This is a genomic window from Rubritalea squalenifaciens DSM 18772 (assembly GCF_900141815.1).
In the GTDB taxonomy this organism is placed as follows: domain Bacteria; phylum Verrucomicrobiota; class Verrucomicrobiia; order Verrucomicrobiales; family Akkermansiaceae; genus Rubritalea; species Rubritalea squalenifaciens.
Genome location: NZ_FQYR01000005.1, coordinates 616,320 through 635,012 on the forward strand (window position 1 = coordinate 616,320; position 18,693 = coordinate 635,012).

The following is an 18,693-nucleotide window of genomic DNA, read 5'->3' on the forward strand; positions in this document are numbered from 1 at the left end:
CCTTTGTGGTTAGTCAGCTGTTCTGGCTACAAGAATTAGTTCTTGTGAGGGTGCTGCTTAAGCAGGTCAGGAGCGTTAAAGAGCAACTTCTGAGCTTTGATCTCAGAGCGAATCTTCTTCACCTGATCAGGGCTGATGTCTGATCCGTTGTTGCCGAAGCTATTACGGACATAGGTCAGCACCGCAGCCATTTCCTTGTCATTGAGGAGGCCTTCGAACGGAGTCATGGAGCCGTTGTACTCTTTACCTTGAACGGTGATCGGTCCCATCAGACCTTTCAGGGTGAGCTTGATCAAGCGATCAGGGTCTTCATTAACCCACTTGGTCTTGGTGATAGGTGGGAAGTTAGCAGCTGGAAGACCTTTGCCGTCTGCCTGGTGGCAGGTGACACAGTGGGCTTCACGGTGATAGACTTCGTGACCCAAGAGCATGGTCTTGAGTTTAGCACCTTTATACTGCTTCTTGAGCTTGGCAACTTCTGGGTCAACTTCTTCCGTTGTCTGGCCAGAGAGGTCACCGTGGGCTCTGTTGAAAGAACCTTTCATCCAGTTGTCGACTGGCTTCTTCATGGCTGCATCCACTACTGGAAGACCTTCGGACTTGCTCAGCCAGGAAGCAGTGACAACTGCCTCAAGGCGAACTTGACCGTGTTCATCCTGTGCTGCTGCAAGGAGGAGTGCCTCTGCATCGTCAACCTTGTCCAGATTGTAGCGCAGGGTGCGGACTGCTGCGGCACGCACACGGTAGTCAGAAGAACCGAGGAGCTCTTTAAGCAGAGTCGCATCGACTTCGTTCAGGCCCCAAGTAACCCAGAGGGCTTCGAGTCGGTTATGATCGTAGTTAGGATCATTCTTGTCGAGACCGGCTACCCACTGCTTGAGGGCAGGAAGGACGTCTCCAGCTTTGCGTCCACGAAGCTCACGGCGAGTGCGGTAACGGGTACGGTACTCAGGAAGCTTGAGGTTCTCAAGCAGCTCTTTGATAGGAGCTCCTGCTACATTAGCTGGCTTCACGAGTGGGCGTGATGGGTAGGTGATGCGATACACACGGCCGTGTACGTGGTCACGGTATGGGTCACGAGCATTGTGCTGCATGTGGCCGATCAGGGTGTTAGACCAGTCGATGAGGTAGAGAGAACCGTCTGGAGCGAACTCAAGGTCCACAGGGCGGAAGTTACCGTCGTTGGACTTAAGTAGGTCCTGGCGATAAGTCAGTTTGTAACCAGTGCCGTCTGCTTCAACCTTGTGCTGCTTGATACCAAGGAAGCCAATGTTGTTGTTGATCAGGATGTCTCCCTGCATTTCCTCTGGGAAATGACGACTGGATACGAACTCAAGACCTGAAGTAGGGCGCACGTTGTGCTGAGCAACCAAGTTTCTGGAGGCGTTAAAACCATGACCATACTTGGGCTTGATCGTGCCAGGCATCATCCAGTTCAGGGCTGTGCCTGAGGTGTGGAGGAAGAAGTTCTGACCGTATTCGTCAAATGCGATACCCCATGGGTTAGGGATATTCAGCTGAGCGGTACGCTCAAAGTGTCTCTTGGCTGGGTTGTAGCGCATGAAACCACCGTTGGTGCCGCGAACAGGACCGTATGGAGTTTCGATGTTGGAGTGGAGGAAGACACCTTCACCCATGTAGATAGCGCCGGACGGGTCTACGCAGAATGCGGAGATCGCGTGGTGAGTATCGTGGTCATCAAAACCACTGGCGATGATTTCTTTCTCGTCGTACTTGTCGTCACCGTCTGTGTCCTTGAGGAGGACAAGGGAATCAGACTGGGAAACGTAAACACCTTCTGGAGCGATCTCGAATCCGATTGGGATGTGAAGGTCGCCAGCAAAGACGGTCTTCTTGTCAGCCTTGCCGTCATTGTCGGTGTCCTCAAGAATGAGCAAGGTATCAGTTGGCTTTGGATCACCTACTTTGTAGTGTGGGTAGGAAGGCATACATGCCACCCAGAGACGGCCTTTGTTATCAAAGGAAATCTGAACCGGGTTAGCCAATTCCTTGAACATGCGCTCGTCTGCGAAAAGTTCGATCTTGAAGCCTTCTGGAACGTTGAGTTCCTTGAGAGCTGCATCACCGTACTTATACTCTTCAGTGCCGTTCTTGTTGCTTGGCTTGTAGTTTGTAGGAACCTCTGGAAGCTGGTAGGTTTCTTTGTCCAGCTTGGCGAGAGACGCCATAAGATCGAAGTCGTTACCTTTTGCCAGTGACCAGATAGCTTTGTCTCTAAGTACTGTCATTTCGCGAGTCTTCTTCAGCTCGTGAGGATAGTTCTGAGGGCCAAAGGGGTTGTAACGGCGGCCATAAACGTGAACTCCGTTAGGGATCTTGTAGTCCTGATGCCACATCCAGTTCTTTTCCTGAACCGCAGCAAGAACCTTCGCTCTTCTGTCATCGGCTTTGGCACCAGTTTTGCCAAAGATCTTGTCAGCAAGGTAGGGAGCAAGCTTGGCATAGCCAGCGTCAGTAAGCTGCAGGCCGTCGATAGTGAGCTTGTCTTTGCTGGATTTGTACCATTCAAGAGAAGGAGTGAATACATCTACGAATAGAGCACCGTGCTCAGCACAAACTTCCTTCATCGCTTCAGTGTAAAGCTTCAGGTTATCATTACGCTCATCTGGTGACGGTACGTCATAGAGGTCGGATACATCTTCAATCGCTGTTGGTGATACAATAGCGAGTTGAGGAGCACTCTTACCATTGTATTTCTGGCTGAGAGTGTGGTCGATGTAGGCAGCGAGTTCTTTCTTGAAACGCTCTACATCACTCGGGCCACCGAAAGAGGAGTTAAAACCGAAGAAGGAGATGATGGTATCAGCCTGCAGGCGAGTGGTCCACTGGTCAGGTGTCTCAAAGTGACCGGTCGCGCCAGTGCCCTTCTTGAATTCATCGCGGACAAGATCCTTGGCGCCAGGGAAGGCATATTGGTCCTTGCGACCTGGATGCGGACGGAAACCTGGAGTGTTACCCTCGTCAGCCTTGTTACGGATAGTAAGGTCAGCTTCTGGATAGCGCACGTAGAGCTCTGTCTCGAACTGGCCAAACTTCGCCATGCGGGATGCGAGACCTGCACCTTCGATCACGATGTTGTTGCCTTTGCCCACGTTCAGCTTCTCGGGAGCAGTGACTTCAGCAGTCGGGACGATATCAAGCTTGGATGTGGAGGCTTTGATCAGGAAGTCTTCTGGCTTCTTGTTCTTTTGATAGGCCTTGAAGGAGTACGGGGAAGGATTCCATGCACCAGGAAGGGTGACGTCCGCCTTGGCTGGAACATCCATCTTGAGACCCCAGTAGACACCGTTGACAACAAGACGACGAAGGTCTTCATCTACGAGGTCGGTAGCTGCACCCATCGTGGTGGTGAGGATGCGATTGACTGTGCCGTCCTCGTGCTTGAACTCACGGGTCCAGGCGATCGGCTGCATCGGGTCATTCTTCTTGCCTTCAAGGGCAGGAGATTTTGGATCGAGAGTCTTGGTGACCTGTCCACGGAGAAGAATCGTGGACGGCTTCAAGGGATTAGCGCCATAGACGTCTGTTGTGCCGAAGATTTCGCCCACGCCGTTCAGGACAGGGTGATTCTTGTTTTCAGCTTCTACTACAGAACGGGTACCTTGAACCTTGTGCTTACCGTGGTGGCTCACCCAAGTCTCTCCAAGTACCTGGCGGCCGAAACCTCTGTGCCAGCCTGTTTCTTTGGAGGCGTTAAAGGAATATTTGAACCACTTGCTGTCTTTAGGGAATTTGAACGCATGTGTGGATGTGCGAAGCGCCACGATTGGAGTGCCACGCTCCAAGGCGTTTTCGAAACGCTGCATGGAGGTGTCATCCCAGTTGCGGAATCGCAGGCCGATGACGATGGCATCTGCGGAATCCAAGGAAATGGAGTTAGACAGAGACTTCTGGTTGTCTGGATTGACAATGCCGTTTTCATCAACAGAGAAGAGGACAGTGCATTTGAAGCCTTGGCTGGAGAGAATCTGTGCCAGCATGGGCATAGACTCCTCGGAACGGTATTCTTCGTCGCCTGAGAGCAGGACAACGTGTTTTCCATTGGCTTTGCCAGCAGGCTCCAGAACGAGATGATCTGCTGGCTGTGCGGCTTGCAGAGCACCGATCGTCAGAGTCGCTGTAAAGGCGATTGTTATCGATGGTTTCATAGATTTTGTGTGGTTTTCAGTGAGTGAATTTGAAGTGTAGTTCTGTTTACATATGAGGCGCTATCGGCCTTACATATGTTATCTGGGTAAGAGGTTGTGCAGTTGCTTATTATAGGCTTATTTAGTGATGGGTGAGAGACCTAATTTATTGAGAGTGGGTTCAATGGCCTCAGCCCAGAGTTGATATCCTTGCTGTCTAGGGTGCAGGGCATCTGGCATGATTTCTTTGGGGAGAGTTCCTTTATCGTCCAAGAAGACTTGAGAGATGTCTTGATAGAAGATGTGCTTGTCATCTGCGTAGTCATCAATGAGTTCATTGATTTCCTCATTGCGTTTACGCATTTTGCCCTCAGGGCTTGCGTCACGGGGGAAGACCCCGAGTAGGAGAATTTTGGTGTCAGGGGATTTGCTGCGGATCTGGTCAAGGATCGCACGGATGCCTTGTGCTGTCTCGAGAGCCGGTTGCATCTTATGCCCTGTATTGTTAGTGCCGATCATAACCACGGCCACCTTCGGCGTAAGGCCTGTGAAGTTGCCATTCTGGAGGCGCCACATGACGTGCTCTGTGCGGTCGCCGGAGATGCCCAGATTGACCGCATTGCGAGGAGCATAATACTTCTGCCAGGTGTCTTTGCCGTGCGTCTCCCAAGCTTGGGTGATGGAGTCTCCAATGAAGACTATCTCAGCTTTCCCAGAGCCATTCTTAGTTCTTTTGTTGAGCAGCTTATGGCGTTGCTTCCACCATGGTTGCGGGCGACTGCTCGGAATGGTGGCGCTGCTGACGTGGTACTCTTTTTTGAGTTCGTCGTATTTGCTTTGTAGTTCTTTAAGCAGCTTGGGATCCTTGCCGTGGATACTAACGAGTTCATTAGGGTCATTCTTCAGGTCGAAGAGGTTCCATTCTTTGGAACGGGGGAAGTGGATGAGCTTGTAGCGCTCTGTGCGTATACCGTCATGCTGAGGGACTTGGTGCTCCCCGCCATGATCGTAGTAGGCGTAATAGATGGCATCTCTCCATTCTTTGGAGCTACTCTCGACGAGTGGGAGAAGCGACTTGCCTTGCATCTCACGCGGTACTTCTGCTCCTGCGGCGCTGAGAAGGGTGGGGGCGTAGTCAATATTCTGAATGAGCTCTTTATGCTTTTGACCAGGCTTGATGTGCTCAGGCCATCTGATCAAGAATGGCATGCTGAGTGACTCCTCAAACATCCAGCGTTTATCAAACCAGCCGTGCTCACCCACATAGAAACCTTGGTCGGATGAGTAGATGACGATGGTGTTCTCGGTGAGGTTGCTCTCGTCCAAATAGTCCAAGACTCGTCCAATGTTCTCATCGACTGACTTCACGGTACGCAGGTAGTTTTTTGCGTATCGCTGGTAGCGCCAGAGGGCAAGGTCCTTTTCAGTGAGTTTGCCAGCCTTCCATTGTTCCAGAAGCTCACGGTTACGTGGTTCAAAGAATTTGTCCCAAGCTTTCTTTTGCTCGGGGCTCATGCGTGGGTATTCCACGTCCTTGATGTGATTGCGGCCAGGCAAGTTGTATTCTTTGACGAGTGGTGAGGGTACTTTGAGATCGTAATCCCAAGCCATGTGCTCAGCGATACCCATCGCGTGCTTAGCAAGTGTTGCAGAGCGGTTCTTGTAGTCGTCAAAGAAGGTGGAAGGGACTGGAAGGTCTTTGCCATCATAAAGCTCCAAGTGGCGAAGAGCTGGTGAGAAGGTGCGGTGTGGGGCCTTGTGTTGGCAGAAGAGAATGAACGGCTTGTTAGGGTCGCGCTCTTCCTTGAGCCATTTGAGGGAGAGATCGGTAACGATGTCTGTAGCATAGCCTTGGTAGCGTTTACGGCCACCGCCTTGCTGGAGAAGGTCAGGGTTGTAGTAGTTGCCTTGTCCGGGGAAAATTTCCCAACGGTCGAATCCCACTGGTGTGGACTTGAGGTGCCACTTACCGAAGATGGCTGTCTGGTAACCGGCGTTCTGGAGTAGTCGGGGAAGCGTGGTCTGGTGTCCATCGAAGGCTGCACCGAGGTTTCCTGTAAAGCCGTTGAGATGACTGTGCTTGCCAGTCATGATACTTGCACGGGATGGGCCACAAATGGAATTCGTGCAAAATGAATTTTGAAAAATGGCGCCTTCCTCGGCGATACGATCTATGTTGGGCGTTTTGATCGTTTTGGAGCCATAGGCTGATATGGCGGATAAAGCATGATCGTCAGTGAATAAGAAGACGATATTAGGCTGTTTTGCAGCGGTGCAAACGGCTGTGAGAGCGAGGTACAATATGTATTTAAACATGCCCATAGTACTGACGAAAAATGCTAATTATTACAATGGATGACTGAGTCTGTTTTTTGGGGGTGAGAAGCCCCGTGCGAAAGGCCGCACGAGGCTAATATTGTGATAGAGCAAGTAGATTGCTCTTTGTTTACTTCGCCTCGTTGGAGAGGTCGTTGTAAAGCTCGAGGGCCTCAGTTGGCTTGAGGTCGTCGTGAACCACGCCAGCAACGGCCTTGATCATGGCGAGTGGGTTTTCGGACTGGAATACGTTACGGCCCATGTCCACACCTGCTGCACCACACTGGATAGCATTATAGCAAAGCTCGAGAGCTTCGAGTTCTGGAAGCTTCTTACCACCGGCGATAACCACTGGTACTGGAGTACAAGCTACGACCTTCTCGAAACCTTCTGTGTAGTAGGTCTTCACGATGGAAGCTCCGTTTTCAGCACATACGCGGGAAGCCATGCCGAAGTAGCGAGCGTCGCGAGCCATGTCCTTGCCAACTGCTGTCACACCCATCACTGGGATGGAGTACTTCATGCCGATGTCTACCAGCTTGCTGAAGTTTGCGATAGTCTTGTGCTCTGTGGTGGCTTCACCAACAGAAATCATGGCGGCCATAGCGGAAACGTTCATGCTCACTGCTTCCACTTCATCGATCAGAACGTTGTGGTTCATTTCGGTGAGGATGGTGGTGCCTGTGTCTGTACGAAGACAGACTGGCTTGGTGTTGTCCGCAGGGATGCTAGTGCGGATCATACCGCGTGTACCCATGAGACAGTCTGCATGCTCTGCTAGAGGTGCGATGTTGAGGTCGATGCGCTCAAGGCCGGAAGTTGGGCCCATGAGGAAACCGTGGTCGAACGCCAGCATGACTGTGCGGCCGGACTTCCTGTTGAAGATACGAGCCATGCGGTTCTTAAGACCCCAATCCATACCGTCCATACCCTTGAGGTAGAAACTCTTGGATTCCGCTGCGATTCCGAGGCCGAAGTTGTTGCCTTCTCTGATGTCGTCTGTGTCTGCCATATTATTAGCTAGTTATGATGTTTGTAATGATTGGTTAGATTATTTGTTGATATAAAGGTCCATGGTCTTGAGGATGAGTGACACGGAGATGGCTCCGGCATCTGGAAGACCGAGTGTTTTCTCACCCAGAGTCTTCGCTCTTCCCATTGTGGCGATCATGTCCTTGGAGGCTTCTTTGCCTGCTTCAGCGGCGAGAGCCGCGGCGTGAATGGCTTCGCTCAATGGCTTGTCGATGTTCTCTTTGGCGGCTTCGGCAGCCGGGTGGAGCGCATCGATCATGGTTTTGTCGCCAGGTTTGGCACCACCACGATTCATCACGTCCTTGAGGGAACGGTTGAGCAGGTGAGAGAGCTCATGTGAGCCGAAGTACTCGGCTCCTGCCATGGTTTTACCACCGGCAAGGAAAAGTGAGCCAAAGACGACTCCTGAAGCGCCACCCATGGTGGAGAGAAGTGCGGAGCCTGCGGTCTGATAGAGGTCGCGCAGGTTGGCGAAGGTGTGTTCTTCCACTTCGTTTTTCAGAGCGGTGAAGCCACGTGCCATACCCAGGCCGTGATCTCCGTCGCCGAGGTCTCGGTCAGCCTGAGAAAGGATAGGCTCAGCCTTGATGATGGTGTCTGCGATTTCGAGGACCATTTCCTGTGCCTCCTCCAGTGTCAGTCCCTCGCTGGATTGCGTCAGGCTTGGATCCAGTTTCGTGGTGATCGGGCCAGTTACTTTCTGTACTCGAGTGCGTGAAGGAACCGGAATAGCTGCCTTTGGTTTGGACACTTTGAGTGGACCTTCCATCTTTGAGTAGCAGAAGGATTCACATGGCATGGACCAGTACTGCTTGAGTTCTTCATCGACACGAGTCACAGAGAAAGAGATGCCGGCCATTTCCTGGCAAGTAACATATGGGCCGATGACCACATCAAAGATTTCGATGCCTTTGGCCTCGAAGTACTCCTTGGCTTTGCGCATGCAAACCAGGCACTCCATCATAGTGGTGGCACCGAGGGAGTTGATGTAGAAGATGATTTCATCGCCTGATTTGAGAGCATCAACGTCAGTGTCCTTCTCGTAATCCTCAAGAATCAGGTCAAGCACCTTCACGGTCAGCTCGTCTGCCGTAGTCATGTCGATTTCTCCGACACCAGCCTCACCGTGGATGCCCATGCCGAGACCAATCTTGCCTTGCTCAAGTTCGAAGGTGGCTTTGCCGGTGGCGGGGATAGATCCCGGAGCCATGGCTACACCAACAGAGCGTGTCTGGAGACAGGTTTTTTCGGCGACTGCAGCAAGTTCATCAAGGCTGGATGCTGTCTGTGATGCAGCTCCTGCGATCTTCACGATAGGGACCAGACCGGCAATGCCGCGGCGGTCTTGCTTGCGCTCTGGTGGTGCGGAGCAAACATCGTCAGCAATGAGAACGGTGCGTACATTGGCCCCGTCAGCTTCAGACAACTCTGCGCCAACGTCAAAGTTCATAACATCACCAGCATAGTTACCGTAGAGGTAGAGTACGCCGTTACCGCGATCCACGGCATTGGTGGCTTCATGGACAATGTTCGGTGCAGGTGCTGCAAAGATGTCACCGCAAGCAGCCCCATCAGCCATGTTCTTGCCTACCATGGCGTGGTAGATTGGCTCGTGGCCAGCACCTCCACCAACGAGGAGCGCGACTTTGCCTTCAGGGATATCATTCTTGACGATAGAGCGTCTGCCGACTTTGTAGCACTGGCCGTTATAGGCTTCGACCAGACCTTCGAGTAGCTCGTCGGCTGCAGCTAGAGGGTCGTTCAGTAGCTTTGGGTTAAAATTAGACATAGTGTTTTGTGATAGAGATGTGTGGGGTTATTGAAATGGTTTTTTGTTAGATGATGCGGTCGTTGCCGCCATCCACTGGAATTTGAGCACCTGTTGTCTTGCCGAATAGTGGGGATGCCATGGCGGTGACCATGCGGCCTACATCGGCTGACTTAATCTCGGTTTTGAGCAGGTTGCGTGTTTTGTATTCCTCGACAGTCAGGCCATAGCGCTCTGCAGATCGTTTAAGGTTTTCTGGAGTCCAAAGCTTGGTGTCGAACACGGCATCCGGGTGGATGATGTTACAGCGGACACCTTGTGGGGCGAGCTCAAGTGCAGCCACTCGGCAGAGCTGGTTGAGGCCAGCCTTAGCACAGGAATAGGATGCTGCGCCTGCTCCTGGAGCATTCACATTACGTGAACCTACCAGCACGATAGCGGGATCGATACCGTGTTTGAGGAAAGGAATAGTCTCGCGCAGAAGCTTCTGGTGAGAGGTGAGGTTCACTGCGAAAGATTTGTCCCAGTTCTGCTGTTCTAGGTCTTCCAGATAAGCGCCTGCTGTGAAAATGCCTGCGTTGGAAACAAGGATATCGAGACCGCCATATGTTTCCACGGTGGTTTCTACGATTTTCTTGATCGCCTTGTCATCGGTGAGGTTGGCTACAAGTCCAAGTGCACCGATGCTTGCCATGGTTTCTACGATTTCCGGGTTGAGGTCGACCCCAACGACGGTTGCGCCAGCCAGAGCAAGCTGCTCGGCGCATGCGAAGCCGATTCCCGCTGCCGCCCCAGTGACGAGGGCAATCTTGCCTTGGTGTTGTGGTTTGTTAGAACCTCCTTTCTTCAGCTTGGCTTGTTCAAGCTCCCAGTATTCGATTTCGAAAAGGTCTTTGGCAGGAAGTGCTTTCCAGGAGCCAAAGGCTTTCTCTGTTTGAATGATCGTGGCTACGGAGTGGTCAGCAATGTCAGCAATGATATTGGCTTCCTTTTCAGTCGCGCCAAAAGAGACGACACCGTGGTCAGCCCAACCTGCCCAGCGTGGTGCGAGGTCAAGGATGCTTTCTCCCTTGGCGTGCTTGTCAAAGTACTTGGTGTAATCCTTACCGTATTTCTCAACCGCCTTATCAGCATCACCGGATGCCGCGAGATAGAGAGGAAGTCGCTTGGTGCGGATTGTGTGATCGGGAGTGACAGGACCGCGCTTGCAGAGATTCGAGAGGTTGTCGACAGTGGCGAAGTCTGCTGCTGCCTTACTGGTAGAGAGCTTGGCGATACAGGCTGTGCCGCGAGATTTGGAGACAGCTTTACGTAGAGCGGCCAAACCGAGGAGGTTCTTCTGTAGTTTGGCTTTCTTCTTGGAAGCTTTCGGAAGGTGCTTGGCAATGTACTTTTCGGCTTCGGTGACCTTTTTGATCATCAGGTCGTAGGACTTCTTGGCATCATCATCAAAGGTGAAGATGCCATGGTTCATGAGGATGAGGCCGTCTACTTTGGATAGATCTTTTCCTTCGATGGCTTTCTGCACTGCCTTGGCGAGTACGAAGCCAGGCATGACGTAGGGGACTACGATCATGGAGTCTCCATAGCATTGTGCTACGTGCTTGTTGCCGTCCGGGTTGTTCGTTAATGCGAGAACTGCGTCGGCGTGAGTGTGATCAACGAACTTTGCTGGGATAACGGCGTGAACGATGGCCTCGATAGATGGATTGGGAGCAGCTGGGTCCAAGAGACCAAGGCGTTGTTGCTCGACCATGTCGGCATCTGAGAGTGTGTCTAGCTCAGCAAGTTTGAGAAGAGTGTCCATGCGGACTGCTGGGAAGCCTGGCTTTTCAATGGTAGCGAGATCCCAGCCGGAACCTTTGACGCAAAGTACGTCTACATAATTGCCGAAGAAATCTTTGACGGTAGTTTTGACAGAGGTGTTGCCTCCGCCATGGAGTACGAGATCTTCCTCCTGGCCGAGTAGGCGAGAAGTGTATACGCGCAGGGCTAAGTCGTCTTTTTTCGGGGCGTCAGCTGCCTTGTAAAGGTTCTTCATCTTAGAAGTCGTTGTCGATAAAACTTGTTATTGAGAGAGGGGGGGTAAGTGCGCCCCACCTTGGCGGGGCGCACTTGTTCGGATGGCTTGCAGTGTTACCCGACTAGCGGGAAAAGGTTTTCTTTGCACCATTCACCGTTCTGAAGGGTGACTTCATCCGGGTGCTTGATGGCGTGTTCACACTCGTCTTCACAGACGATCCAGCCCTTGTAGTTACGTTGGACGAGGAACTCAGTGATCTTGTGGAAGTCGATCTTGCCGCTGCCCATTTGAGCCCATGGCTCAGGGCCGTTGCCTGAGAAATCCTTGTAATGGATGTGGTTGATCAGGTGTTGCCACTTGGTCATGGTTTCGATGACATCCATGCCACCGCGAATGATGTGACCTACATCTGGAGTCCAGCCAGTGACGGTTGGATCAAGAGAGCTTAACACCACGTCATAGTCTTCCTGAGTACGAACGAGTGATCCCGGAGGAGAGTTCGGGTGGAAGGAGCACTTGAGTCCAGCCTCGGCAGCACGGCGTGATACGCGGTTCACATTGTTGACGAGATTGAGGCGGCGCTGCTGGAGATTGTGGCGGCCGTTAGGCAGTGGCACGGTTCCGAGAGCTACACCTGGGAAGTACTCCTTAAGTGTGTTGATGGTCCAATCGGCACATTCACGCTCGGACTCAGTTTCCTCTTCATTTTCCCAAGTACAGACAAGGGCAAGGGCTGTGAGTTCGATGCCAGCCTCTTCGAGGTCTGCCTTCATTTTAGCAGGGTCTTTCCAGTCGCCGAGCCAGTAGGTGTCGTATGGTTCGAGAACCATAGGCTCGATGCCAGTGAGGCCAGCTTTCTTGATGACCTTAGCCATGTGGCTAAGCTTGTTGTTGTTGCCTTCACCGTAGCCGTCCATGAACCAGGTGTAGACTTGAGAACCGAATTTGATATCAGACATGTTGTTAGTTTTTAACGTTATAGTTTAAATGTGTTAGTGGGCTTGGAGCCACTCGCTCGTGCGGGCGTTGAAGTCCGCCATGTGCTCGAAATGGAATGCGTGACCCGCATCATCATAGAAGTAGGTTTCGCTGTTAGGGATACCGCCAGCGACTTCATTGGCCATCCAGAGTGGAGTAAAGATGTCGTTCTTTCCTCCGATCACCAGACATGGTGCTGTAATCTTGCCGAGGTCTGCAAAGACGTCGTGGTTCTTACATGCTTCAGCCTGGGCTGCGAGGCCGTGAAGTGGCTGAGGTGTAGGGTCAAGATCCGCACCTTGCTGCCCTTCTGCGAGTGAAGCGAAGCAATCGTCGTTATCGAAGAATGGCTTAGTGAAGATGAGCGTTTGTAGCCAGTGCATGAATTCACCCGGTGTGAAGCGGGCTTTGCAGTTCACCATGTGGTCAAAGATGTACTTCGCATAGCGATCACAGCGCGCCCAAGGACACATCAGGATAGCGCTGCTTACTTTCTCAGGGTGGCGAAGCATAAGCTGCTGGGCGATAATGGAACCCATGGAGCAACCTACGACGCGGGCTTTCTCGATACCGAGAGCATCCATGAGTGCCGCATAATCATCTGCCATCATGGCGGAGGTGTACGGGCCTTCTGGTTTGTCCGTGGCGCCTACACCACGGTTGTCCGGCATGATACAGCGGAAGTGTTTTGACCACTCCTCTGCATGTGCTTCCCAAACAGCACCAGGGGCGGTGATGCCCATGATGCAGATCAGCGGATCTCCTGAGCCTTTCTCAGTGTAGCTGATTGTGATTCCGTTGGCTGCTACTGTTGGCATAGTAAGATAGAGCGTTTGAGTGTTTAGCCTCCAGTATTAAACCGCAGCTTGTACCTTGAGCATGGCATCAAGGATCGCGTTCCAAGTTGACCCTTGTTCGAGTACTGCATTATCAAACATGCATCCATCCCAGCAGATATGCTTGATGCCGCGCTGGTCGTAGTCTTTCAGCCACATCTCGGAGCAGCGGGTGATGTCGAGCTTGCCGTTTGGATCGTCTGCCTGGCAATGACGGCCAGTTTTGTCATGAGATCCGGTGCCGTGTACTGAACCGTCGTTCTGAGCCACGTGGAAATCGATGGTCCAAGGGCGGAGTGCATCGGTCATGGTTTTATAGGCTGCCCAGAATTCTTCTTCACTATAGCCTTCCTTGAGAAGTGCGTGCTCAGGAGCATTGTAGCCGAGAAGGTAGAGATAGGTGTGAGCCAAGTCAGCTTGGAAGCCAACGGTGGAAGGCATGCCTGTTTCTTCAAGCGTGTTGAGCATGTGCTTCCAGGAGTGCATACCACCCCAGCAGATTTCACCTTCGGCAGCAAGACGCTCACCGTGCTCGGCAGCTACTGCGCCAGCGCGTTGGAAAGTTTCAGCAAGGAGTTTGGTGTTGGCTGCTTCATCTTTGGCGAAGTCGGCTGGGCCACCCGCAGAGTCGATACGGATGATGCCATAGTCACGTACGCCGTTTGCCTTGAGGGCGTCTGCAATCTTGCAGGAAACGGCTACGGCGTGAACGAAATTGTCGCGGTCTTCCTCGGAGCCAAAGGCGCAGCCGCCTACCGTGCCGGGCCATACTGGAGCTACGAGAGAGCCTACCTTGAAGCCTGCCTCAGCAATCTGATCAGCCATGCGCTTGATGTCGTCATCGGAAGCATTTGGGTCTGTGTGTGGGTGGAAGAGGAAAAGGTCCACGCCGTCGAAGTGCTTGCCATCGACTTCAGCATTTTTGGTGAGCTCCAGCATGCGGTCGAGAGAGATAGGAGGATGGTCGGTGCCTTCTTCCTTGCCTACGAGGCCGGGCCACATCGCGTTGTGTAGTTTTAGTGACATATGGTTTTATTGTTTTTAGTATGAATTGGATTAATCGAAATCTTTAGTGATGGTTGGGCAACATAGTCTTGTCAGGGCATTCTGTATTGTACGATCAGGCTTTGTTTTTGTATAAAATCGGCGTCCAATGTCATGGTGGGACGCAAACACACAGCATGCCAGAGATAGCAAGGATGGCATGCTAGACGAAAGTAAGAGTGAGGGCAACCATTCAAACTTGGTTGCCCAGTACTGGGGGATTTGGGCCTTATTAGCTGCTCGCCCGGTGTCTTTTGCGGTACGAAAGAGGGGTCTCGTTCATGATGCGTGAAAACTCACGTGAGAAGTGAGACTGGTCCACAAAGCCGCAATTGGCCGCGATCTGAGACAAGGGCATACTATCATGACTGAGTTGATAACAGGCATCTTGGATCCGCAGGTGGCGGATGTAATGCAGAGGAGTCATGTGTAGGTGCTTCTTAAATTTCCGTTCGAAGGCACTCACTGAGAGGTGAGCCATGCGGGCGAGATCCGTGACTTTCAGCGAATTTGAGAAATTTTCCCTCATGTGTTTGAGGACATCTCCCAGCTCTGAATCGATATCGATACCTGAAAGACCCGAGGCGAATGGTCTTGTTGTCCCAGCTACCGCGATAATTTTTCCTGATTGGTTGCGCAGGGCCACTTTGGTGGTAGAGGACCAGTCGACGAAGCCTTTGCCGCGAGGTACCAGCTCTACTTTGTTGTGAATGGGGACTCCTGTCTCTAAGACTTGGCGGTCATCTTTGGCGAAGGCATCTGCTCTGGATGGTGGAAAGAAATCGTAGTCAGTCTTTCCTAGTATCTCCTCTGCGGGGGCTCCGATTTTTTCACAGAGCCTGTTGTTCACGGCTACAAAGCGTAGGTCCTTGTCTTTCACAAAATACAGAAAACCCGGCAGATGCTCGAAGAGTGATTCTCCGTGATCTGTTAGTTGGTTTTCTTGGAAGAAGGACAAGTCTTTCATGCTGTTCTCCGCTAGCTATAAATGATATCGGGCCTGGAGTAGATAATAAGTTTTCACCTGGGAGGATATTCAGGTGTCTCATGACTCTTCCGGGTTGACATATGAATAATTATTCATATTCCTGTTCATGTGTTTCCGAGACTCGTATTTATTGGACTCTGCGTACTCTGTATCTGGCTGACGAACTCCTGTAGTCAAGCCGGCGCCAGAGAGGGGCAGCATACCAGTGAATCTAATGTCGAGAAATGAGGGGCTCATCCGCTACTAGGCAGGAAAATCCGCTGGAGCCTGAGCTCAGTCTGTAGTCAATTGACTGGAAAAATTTTTGGCGATCAACGCTTCTTAGGTAGGCGTTTGCCTTCCACCCTGGCCTTGATGAGGTTTGGGCAGGATCCCTTGGTACGAAGCATCTCACAGCAAGCTTCAATGCGGATTGATTGTCTAACGGGCCTGAAGCCCATCCTGCGGGTGAGGCAGTCATTGAGAAGTTCCAGGTGGTTGTCCTCAAATTCGGTCACATATCCACAGTCCACACAGATAAGGTGATTGTGTGAGGGGGAATTGTTGAAGTTAGGGTCGTAGGTCTTCTGATCTTCGCCCAGATCAATTTCCTGAAGTAGTCCGGCCTCTACGAGGAGGGACAGCGTGCGGTAGAGAGTAGCGCGAGATGCTTTGGAGTTGGTCTTGCGGATGCGTTCCCAGAGCTCGTCAGCCGTAAAATGATCCTTGGATTCAAAGATGGTATCTACGATGGCGTTGCGCTGTGGGGTACTGCGTAAGCCTTTCTTTTTGATAAATTCGTTGAGCCTGGTGTGAATGTCTTCAGTCATCTTTACTTGCTAGAAGACTAGTCATTATCTGAAAGAGTTGAAGTTGGCAATATTGGGGGTTGGCTTTTTCAAGGAATGCGTGCTGTATTGTCGCAATGATCCGCAAGATCCCCATGCTAATGATGCCAGTATTGCTCGTGTCCTGTGCGAGTGATGAGCCAGTGCTGGCTGTAAACAAATTCCATCTCCGTGATGCTGAGGTAGTTGGCCGAGATTCCGCTATGATCCGGGGCGAGCAGAGACGCCTGCTCTACGGAGCTGTTTCCATGGAGGAACAGAAGCAGCGACTGGGTGAATATTTCACCGTCAGGTGGAAGCTGGATGAGGGATCTGCAATGGCTCATCATGGGGATACCCAGGTGATCCTGAAATACCAGCAAGCAGGCACCGCTTCAAAAATTTTAAAAATGTCCCGACGCTACTCAAAAGGGGTGAAAAAGGGGGTAAGTGAGTTCGAAATCAAGGGGGAGGACTACCAATCCAATGGCAGAGTCTTGGCCTGGCGGGTGGAGCTGGTTCATGCCGGTAAAATGGTGGCGAGTCAGCAATCCTACATGTGGGACTGACCCGATGCAGATTACCCCGGGCGGCAGGGCACAATTTATTCAAAAAAAATCAGTTTTTTTAAGGATAAATTTACTTGAGATAAGATTGACTGTAGCTCCCAAGAGCGTATCGTGGAGGAGTAGCTGATAGAAGCTCAGCGGTAACAAACAGTGAGTAACACAAACGCCATTTATGTGGGAGCATTTGACGAATCGATTTGGGTTCGTTGCGAGGGTAAAGGCTCTTTCATGAACAGCCCCCTAATCAAGACTTGGGTAGATCAGCAGCTTGAGGCTGGATGCAAGTGGGTTGTCGTGGATCTAGAGCCATGTACTGGTATGGATTCTACCTTCATGGGGACGCTGGCTGGAATAGCGATGCGCCTCAACAAATTGCCCGAAGGGAAGATGGATGTTATCTCCGCAGGAGAGAAGAACAGCCAATCACTGGATGATCTGGGTCTGAGTGCTCTGATGAGCATTTGCGAGGACGAGGGAGACTTGGCTGAGAAGGTCAAAGAATACCGCCCCCAGCTACAAGAGTTTACCCCGGGCGCCACTGTTGGTGATCGCACCCAGCATGTTTTCGATGCTCACAAGACATTGGTGGAAGCAGATGACAGCAATACGGAAAAGTTCTCGACGGTCTTGGACTGTCTCGAGGCCGAACTAGCCTCCCGACGAGCGTCCTCCTAAGAGCCGAATATCCATGAGTATACGTGCCATCTTCAGCGGGCTTATGGAGGAAGGGGATCTTGGAATTTTCCTGAGCTTGGCCTTGTGTGTCACAGCCTTGCTTGTGGTCTGGATTTCCCTGAAGAAAGCGAGAGAGCTACTCAGGAAGGTCAAGGTGGAGAAAGAGGTCCTGGAGGGGGAAGAGCACAGGATGTTTGAATTCCTGCATATGCTGGGTCATTCACTTGAGAAAGATCACAGTGCGAGCAAGCTGAACCGGGAGATTGTCGAAGGTATCTCTAACTTGGTGAAGGCGGATGGCGCAGCTATCTATTTGCTGGATAGGAGACGCGAAAACCTATTGCCGAAGTATCTCAGTAAGCATTGCCCGCCACTTATCGGCTTACCTGTTGAAGTCCTTCAGATCACCAAAGGCGATGACAAGGCACTGCGTAGTCATGTGAAGCTGAGCAAGGTCCCATCCAATGAGGGGGTGCTCGGGGCTGTGCTGGGATCTGGAGTTCCTCAGGTTATTGTGGATCTTAAGAATCATGATGCCTTCAAAGATGCGTTCATTCACTATGAGGGAGACTATACCGCCATGGGAGCTCCCTTGAGTTATGGAGGCAAGGACTTGGGAGTCATCTTTGCCGCGCGCAAGCATGAGACAGGTCTCTTTACCAAGAGTGAGTTTGATCATTTCAGGTCAGCCAGTGAGCAGGCATCATTCGCCCTGGGGAATGCCATGATTCACCGGGAGGCTGGTGAGAAGCGCAAGATGGAGAGTGAACTGCGTACGGCTCGTGAAGTGCAAAGCGTTCTCCTTCCCAATGAGCAGCCTAATATCCCAGGCTATCGCATTGAGGGGATGAACAAACCTGCACGCATCATCAGTGGTGACTACTATGATTATATTCCCCTCGGTGATGGACGCTGGGCCGTTGTGATCGCGGATGTCTCAGGTAAGGGTGTGGCTGCTGGTTTGTTGATGGCGATGTGCCGAAGTGTCTTGCGTGCCGAGCTAGTACGAGATCCGGATCCGCTTAAGGCGATGGATCAGGTGAATCGCCAAATCTTTCCAGATATCCGCGAGGATGCTTTCATCAGCCTCGCACTCTATGTGATCAATGAAACTGACGGCAAGGTCCAGTTGGTAAGGGCTGGGCACGATAAAGCCCCATTGCTTCGTAAGGGGGCTAAGGGAGTCGAGTGGCTAAAACCTCCAGGGCTAGCGATTGGTCTGGATGATGGTGATGTCTTTGCCCGCGTGAATCGCATCCACGAATTCGAAATGGAGTCAGGTGATTGCCTGCTGATCTATACGGATGGTGTGACCGAAGCTGAGAATCTGAAGGAAGAGCAGTTCGGTCATGAAAGAATGGTCGAGGTCTTTAGTGAGGCAGCTCCCTTGGGTGCTGAAAAGATTGTTAGGGATATGGAGCAGGCGCTCCATAAGTTCGTCAGCGGTGTCCGCCAAGGGGACGATATTACGATGATCGCGGTGGAGAAGCGGTAGTCATCATTTTGGCTT

General features: G+C 51.8%; 13 protein-coding genes. 3 read left to right on the forward strand and 10 right to left on the reverse strand.

Annotated elements, in window-relative coordinates:
- Positions 1–35: 35 nt before the first annotated feature.
- The 10 genes from BUB27_RS15905 to BUB27_RS15950 form a co-directional block, all read right to left on the reverse strand.
- Positions 36–4,169 (reverse strand): PVC-type heme-binding CxxCH protein, encoded by a 4,134-nt coding sequence (locus BUB27_RS15905; RefSeq protein WP_234991772.1) that lies wholly within the window; start codon positions 4,167–4,169, stop codon positions 36–38.
- 117 nt (positions 4,170–4,286) lie between these two features.
- On the reverse strand, positions 4,287–6,464 hold the full coding sequence (locus BUB27_RS15910) for a sulfatase/phosphatase domain-containing protein (RefSeq protein ID WP_143184851.1): 2,178 nt from the start codon (positions 6,462–6,464) through the stop codon (positions 4,287–4,289).
- Positions 6,465–6,594: 130 nt separating this feature from the next.
- Positions 6,595–7,476 (reverse strand): 3-hydroxy-5-phosphonooxypentane-2,4-dione thiolase, encoded by an 882-nt coding sequence (lsrF, locus tag BUB27_RS15915; RefSeq protein ID WP_143184852.1) that lies wholly within the window; start codon positions 7,474–7,476, stop codon positions 6,595–6,597.
- A gap of 39 nt (positions 7,477–7,515) precedes the next feature.
- Positions 7,516–9,285, reverse strand: a complete 1,770-nt coding sequence (gene dhaL, locus BUB27_RS15920; protein ID WP_143184853.1) for a dihydroxyacetone kinase subunit DhaL — start codon at positions 9,283–9,285, stop codon at positions 7,516–7,518.
- 46 nt (positions 9,286–9,331) lie between these two features.
- The gene (locus BUB27_RS15925) at positions 9,332–11,305 is read right to left on the reverse strand and encodes a bifunctional aldolase/short-chain dehydrogenase (protein ID WP_143184854.1); all 1,974 of its coding nucleotides are present in this window, start codon (positions 11,303–11,305) and stop codon (positions 9,332–9,334) included.
- 95 nt (positions 11,306–11,400) lie between these two features.
- Entirely contained in the window at positions 11,401–12,246 is an 846-nt protein-coding gene (locus BUB27_RS15930) for a sugar phosphate isomerase/epimerase family protein (RefSeq protein WP_143184855.1), read from the reverse strand.
- Positions 12,247–12,279: 33 nt separating this feature from the next.
- Positions 12,280–13,083: an alpha/beta fold hydrolase gene (locus BUB27_RS15935; protein ID WP_143184856.1), complete on the reverse strand. Its 804-nt coding sequence runs from the start codon at positions 13,081–13,083 to the stop codon at positions 12,280–12,282.
- A 36-nt stretch (positions 13,084–13,119) separates the two neighbouring features.
- Positions 13,120–14,127: a sugar phosphate isomerase/epimerase family protein gene (locus BUB27_RS15940; protein ID WP_234991773.1), complete on the reverse strand. Its 1,008-nt coding sequence runs from the start codon at positions 14,125–14,127 to the stop codon at positions 13,120–13,122.
- 250 nt (positions 14,128–14,377) lie between these two features.
- The gene (locus BUB27_RS15945; protein ID WP_143184857.1) at positions 14,378–15,112 is read right to left on the reverse strand and encodes an AraC family transcriptional regulator; all 735 of its coding nucleotides are present in this window, start codon (positions 15,110–15,112) and stop codon (positions 14,378–14,380) included.
- Between the two features lie 332 nt (positions 15,113–15,444).
- Positions 15,445–15,942 (reverse strand): Fur family transcriptional regulator, encoded by a 498-nt coding sequence (locus tag BUB27_RS15950; RefSeq protein WP_143184858.1) that lies wholly within the window; start codon positions 15,940–15,942, stop codon positions 15,445–15,447.
- Between the two features lie 95 nt (positions 15,943–16,037).
- On the opposite strand from BUB27_RS15950, the gene BUB27_RS15955 reads away from it, so the two are divergent.
- The 3 genes from BUB27_RS15955 to BUB27_RS15965 all read left to right on the forward strand — a co-directional run bounded on the left by BUB27_RS15955 (position 16,038) and on the right by BUB27_RS15965 (position 18,678).
- Positions 16,038–16,508, forward strand: a complete 471-nt coding sequence (locus tag BUB27_RS15955) for a hypothetical protein (protein ID WP_143184859.1) — start codon at positions 16,038–16,040, stop codon at positions 16,506–16,508.
- A gap of 174 nt (positions 16,509–16,682) precedes the next feature.
- A complete protein-coding gene (locus BUB27_RS15960) occupies positions 16,683–17,183 on the forward strand; it encodes an STAS domain-containing protein (protein WP_327289997.1) in 501 nt (166 codons plus the stop codon).
- A gap of 13 nt (positions 17,184–17,196) precedes the next feature.
- A complete protein-coding gene (locus BUB27_RS15965; protein ID WP_143184861.1) occupies positions 17,197–18,678 on the forward strand; it encodes a PP2C family protein-serine/threonine phosphatase in 1,482 nt (493 codons plus the stop codon).
- Positions 18,679–18,693: the final 15 nt, after the last annotated feature.

Bases quoted from the DNA above. Each gene is read 5' to 3' on its own strand.
- BUB27_RS15905 (WP_234991772.1), bottom strand. From the start codon at position 4,169: ATGAAACCATCGATAACAATCGCCTTTACAGCGACTCTGACGATCGGT.
- BUB27_RS15910 (WP_143184851.1), bottom strand. From the start codon at position 6,464: ATGTTTAAATACATATTGTACCTCGCTCTCACAGCCGTTTGCACCGCT.
- lsrF (WP_143184852.1), bottom strand. From the start codon at position 7,476: ATGGCAGACACAGACGACATCAGAGAAGGCAACAACTTCGGCCTCGGA.
- dhaL (WP_143184853.1), bottom strand. From the start codon at position 9,285: ATGTCTAATTTTAACCCAAAGCTACTGAACGACCCTCTAGCTGCAGCC.
- BUB27_RS15925 (WP_143184854.1), bottom strand. From the start codon at position 11,305: ATGAAGAACCTTTACAAGGCAGCTGACGCCCCGAAAAAAGACGACTTA.
- BUB27_RS15930 (WP_143184855.1), bottom strand. From the start codon at position 12,246: ATGTCTGATATCAAATTCGGTTCTCAAGTCTACACCTGGTTCATGGAC.
- BUB27_RS15935 (WP_143184856.1), bottom strand. From the start codon at position 13,083: ATGCCAACAGTAGCAGCCAACGGAATCACAATCAGCTACACTGAGAAA.
- BUB27_RS15940 (WP_234991773.1), bottom strand. From the start codon at position 14,127: ATGTCACTAAAACTACACAACGCGATGTGGCCCGGCCTCGTAGGCAAG.
- BUB27_RS15945 (WP_143184857.1), bottom strand. From the start codon at position 15,112: ATGAAAGACTTGTCCTTCTTCCAAGAAAACCAACTAACAGATCACGGA.
- BUB27_RS15950 (WP_143184858.1), bottom strand. From the start codon at position 15,942: ATGACTGAAGACATTCACACCAGGCTCAACGAATTTATCAAAAAGAAA.
- BUB27_RS15955 (WP_143184859.1), top strand. From the start codon at position 16,038: ATGATCCGCAAGATCCCCATGCTAATGATGCCAGTATTGCTCGTGTCC.
- BUB27_RS15965 (WP_143184861.1), top strand. From the start codon at position 17,197: ATGAGTATACGTGCCATCTTCAGCGGGCTTATGGAGGAAGGGGATCTT.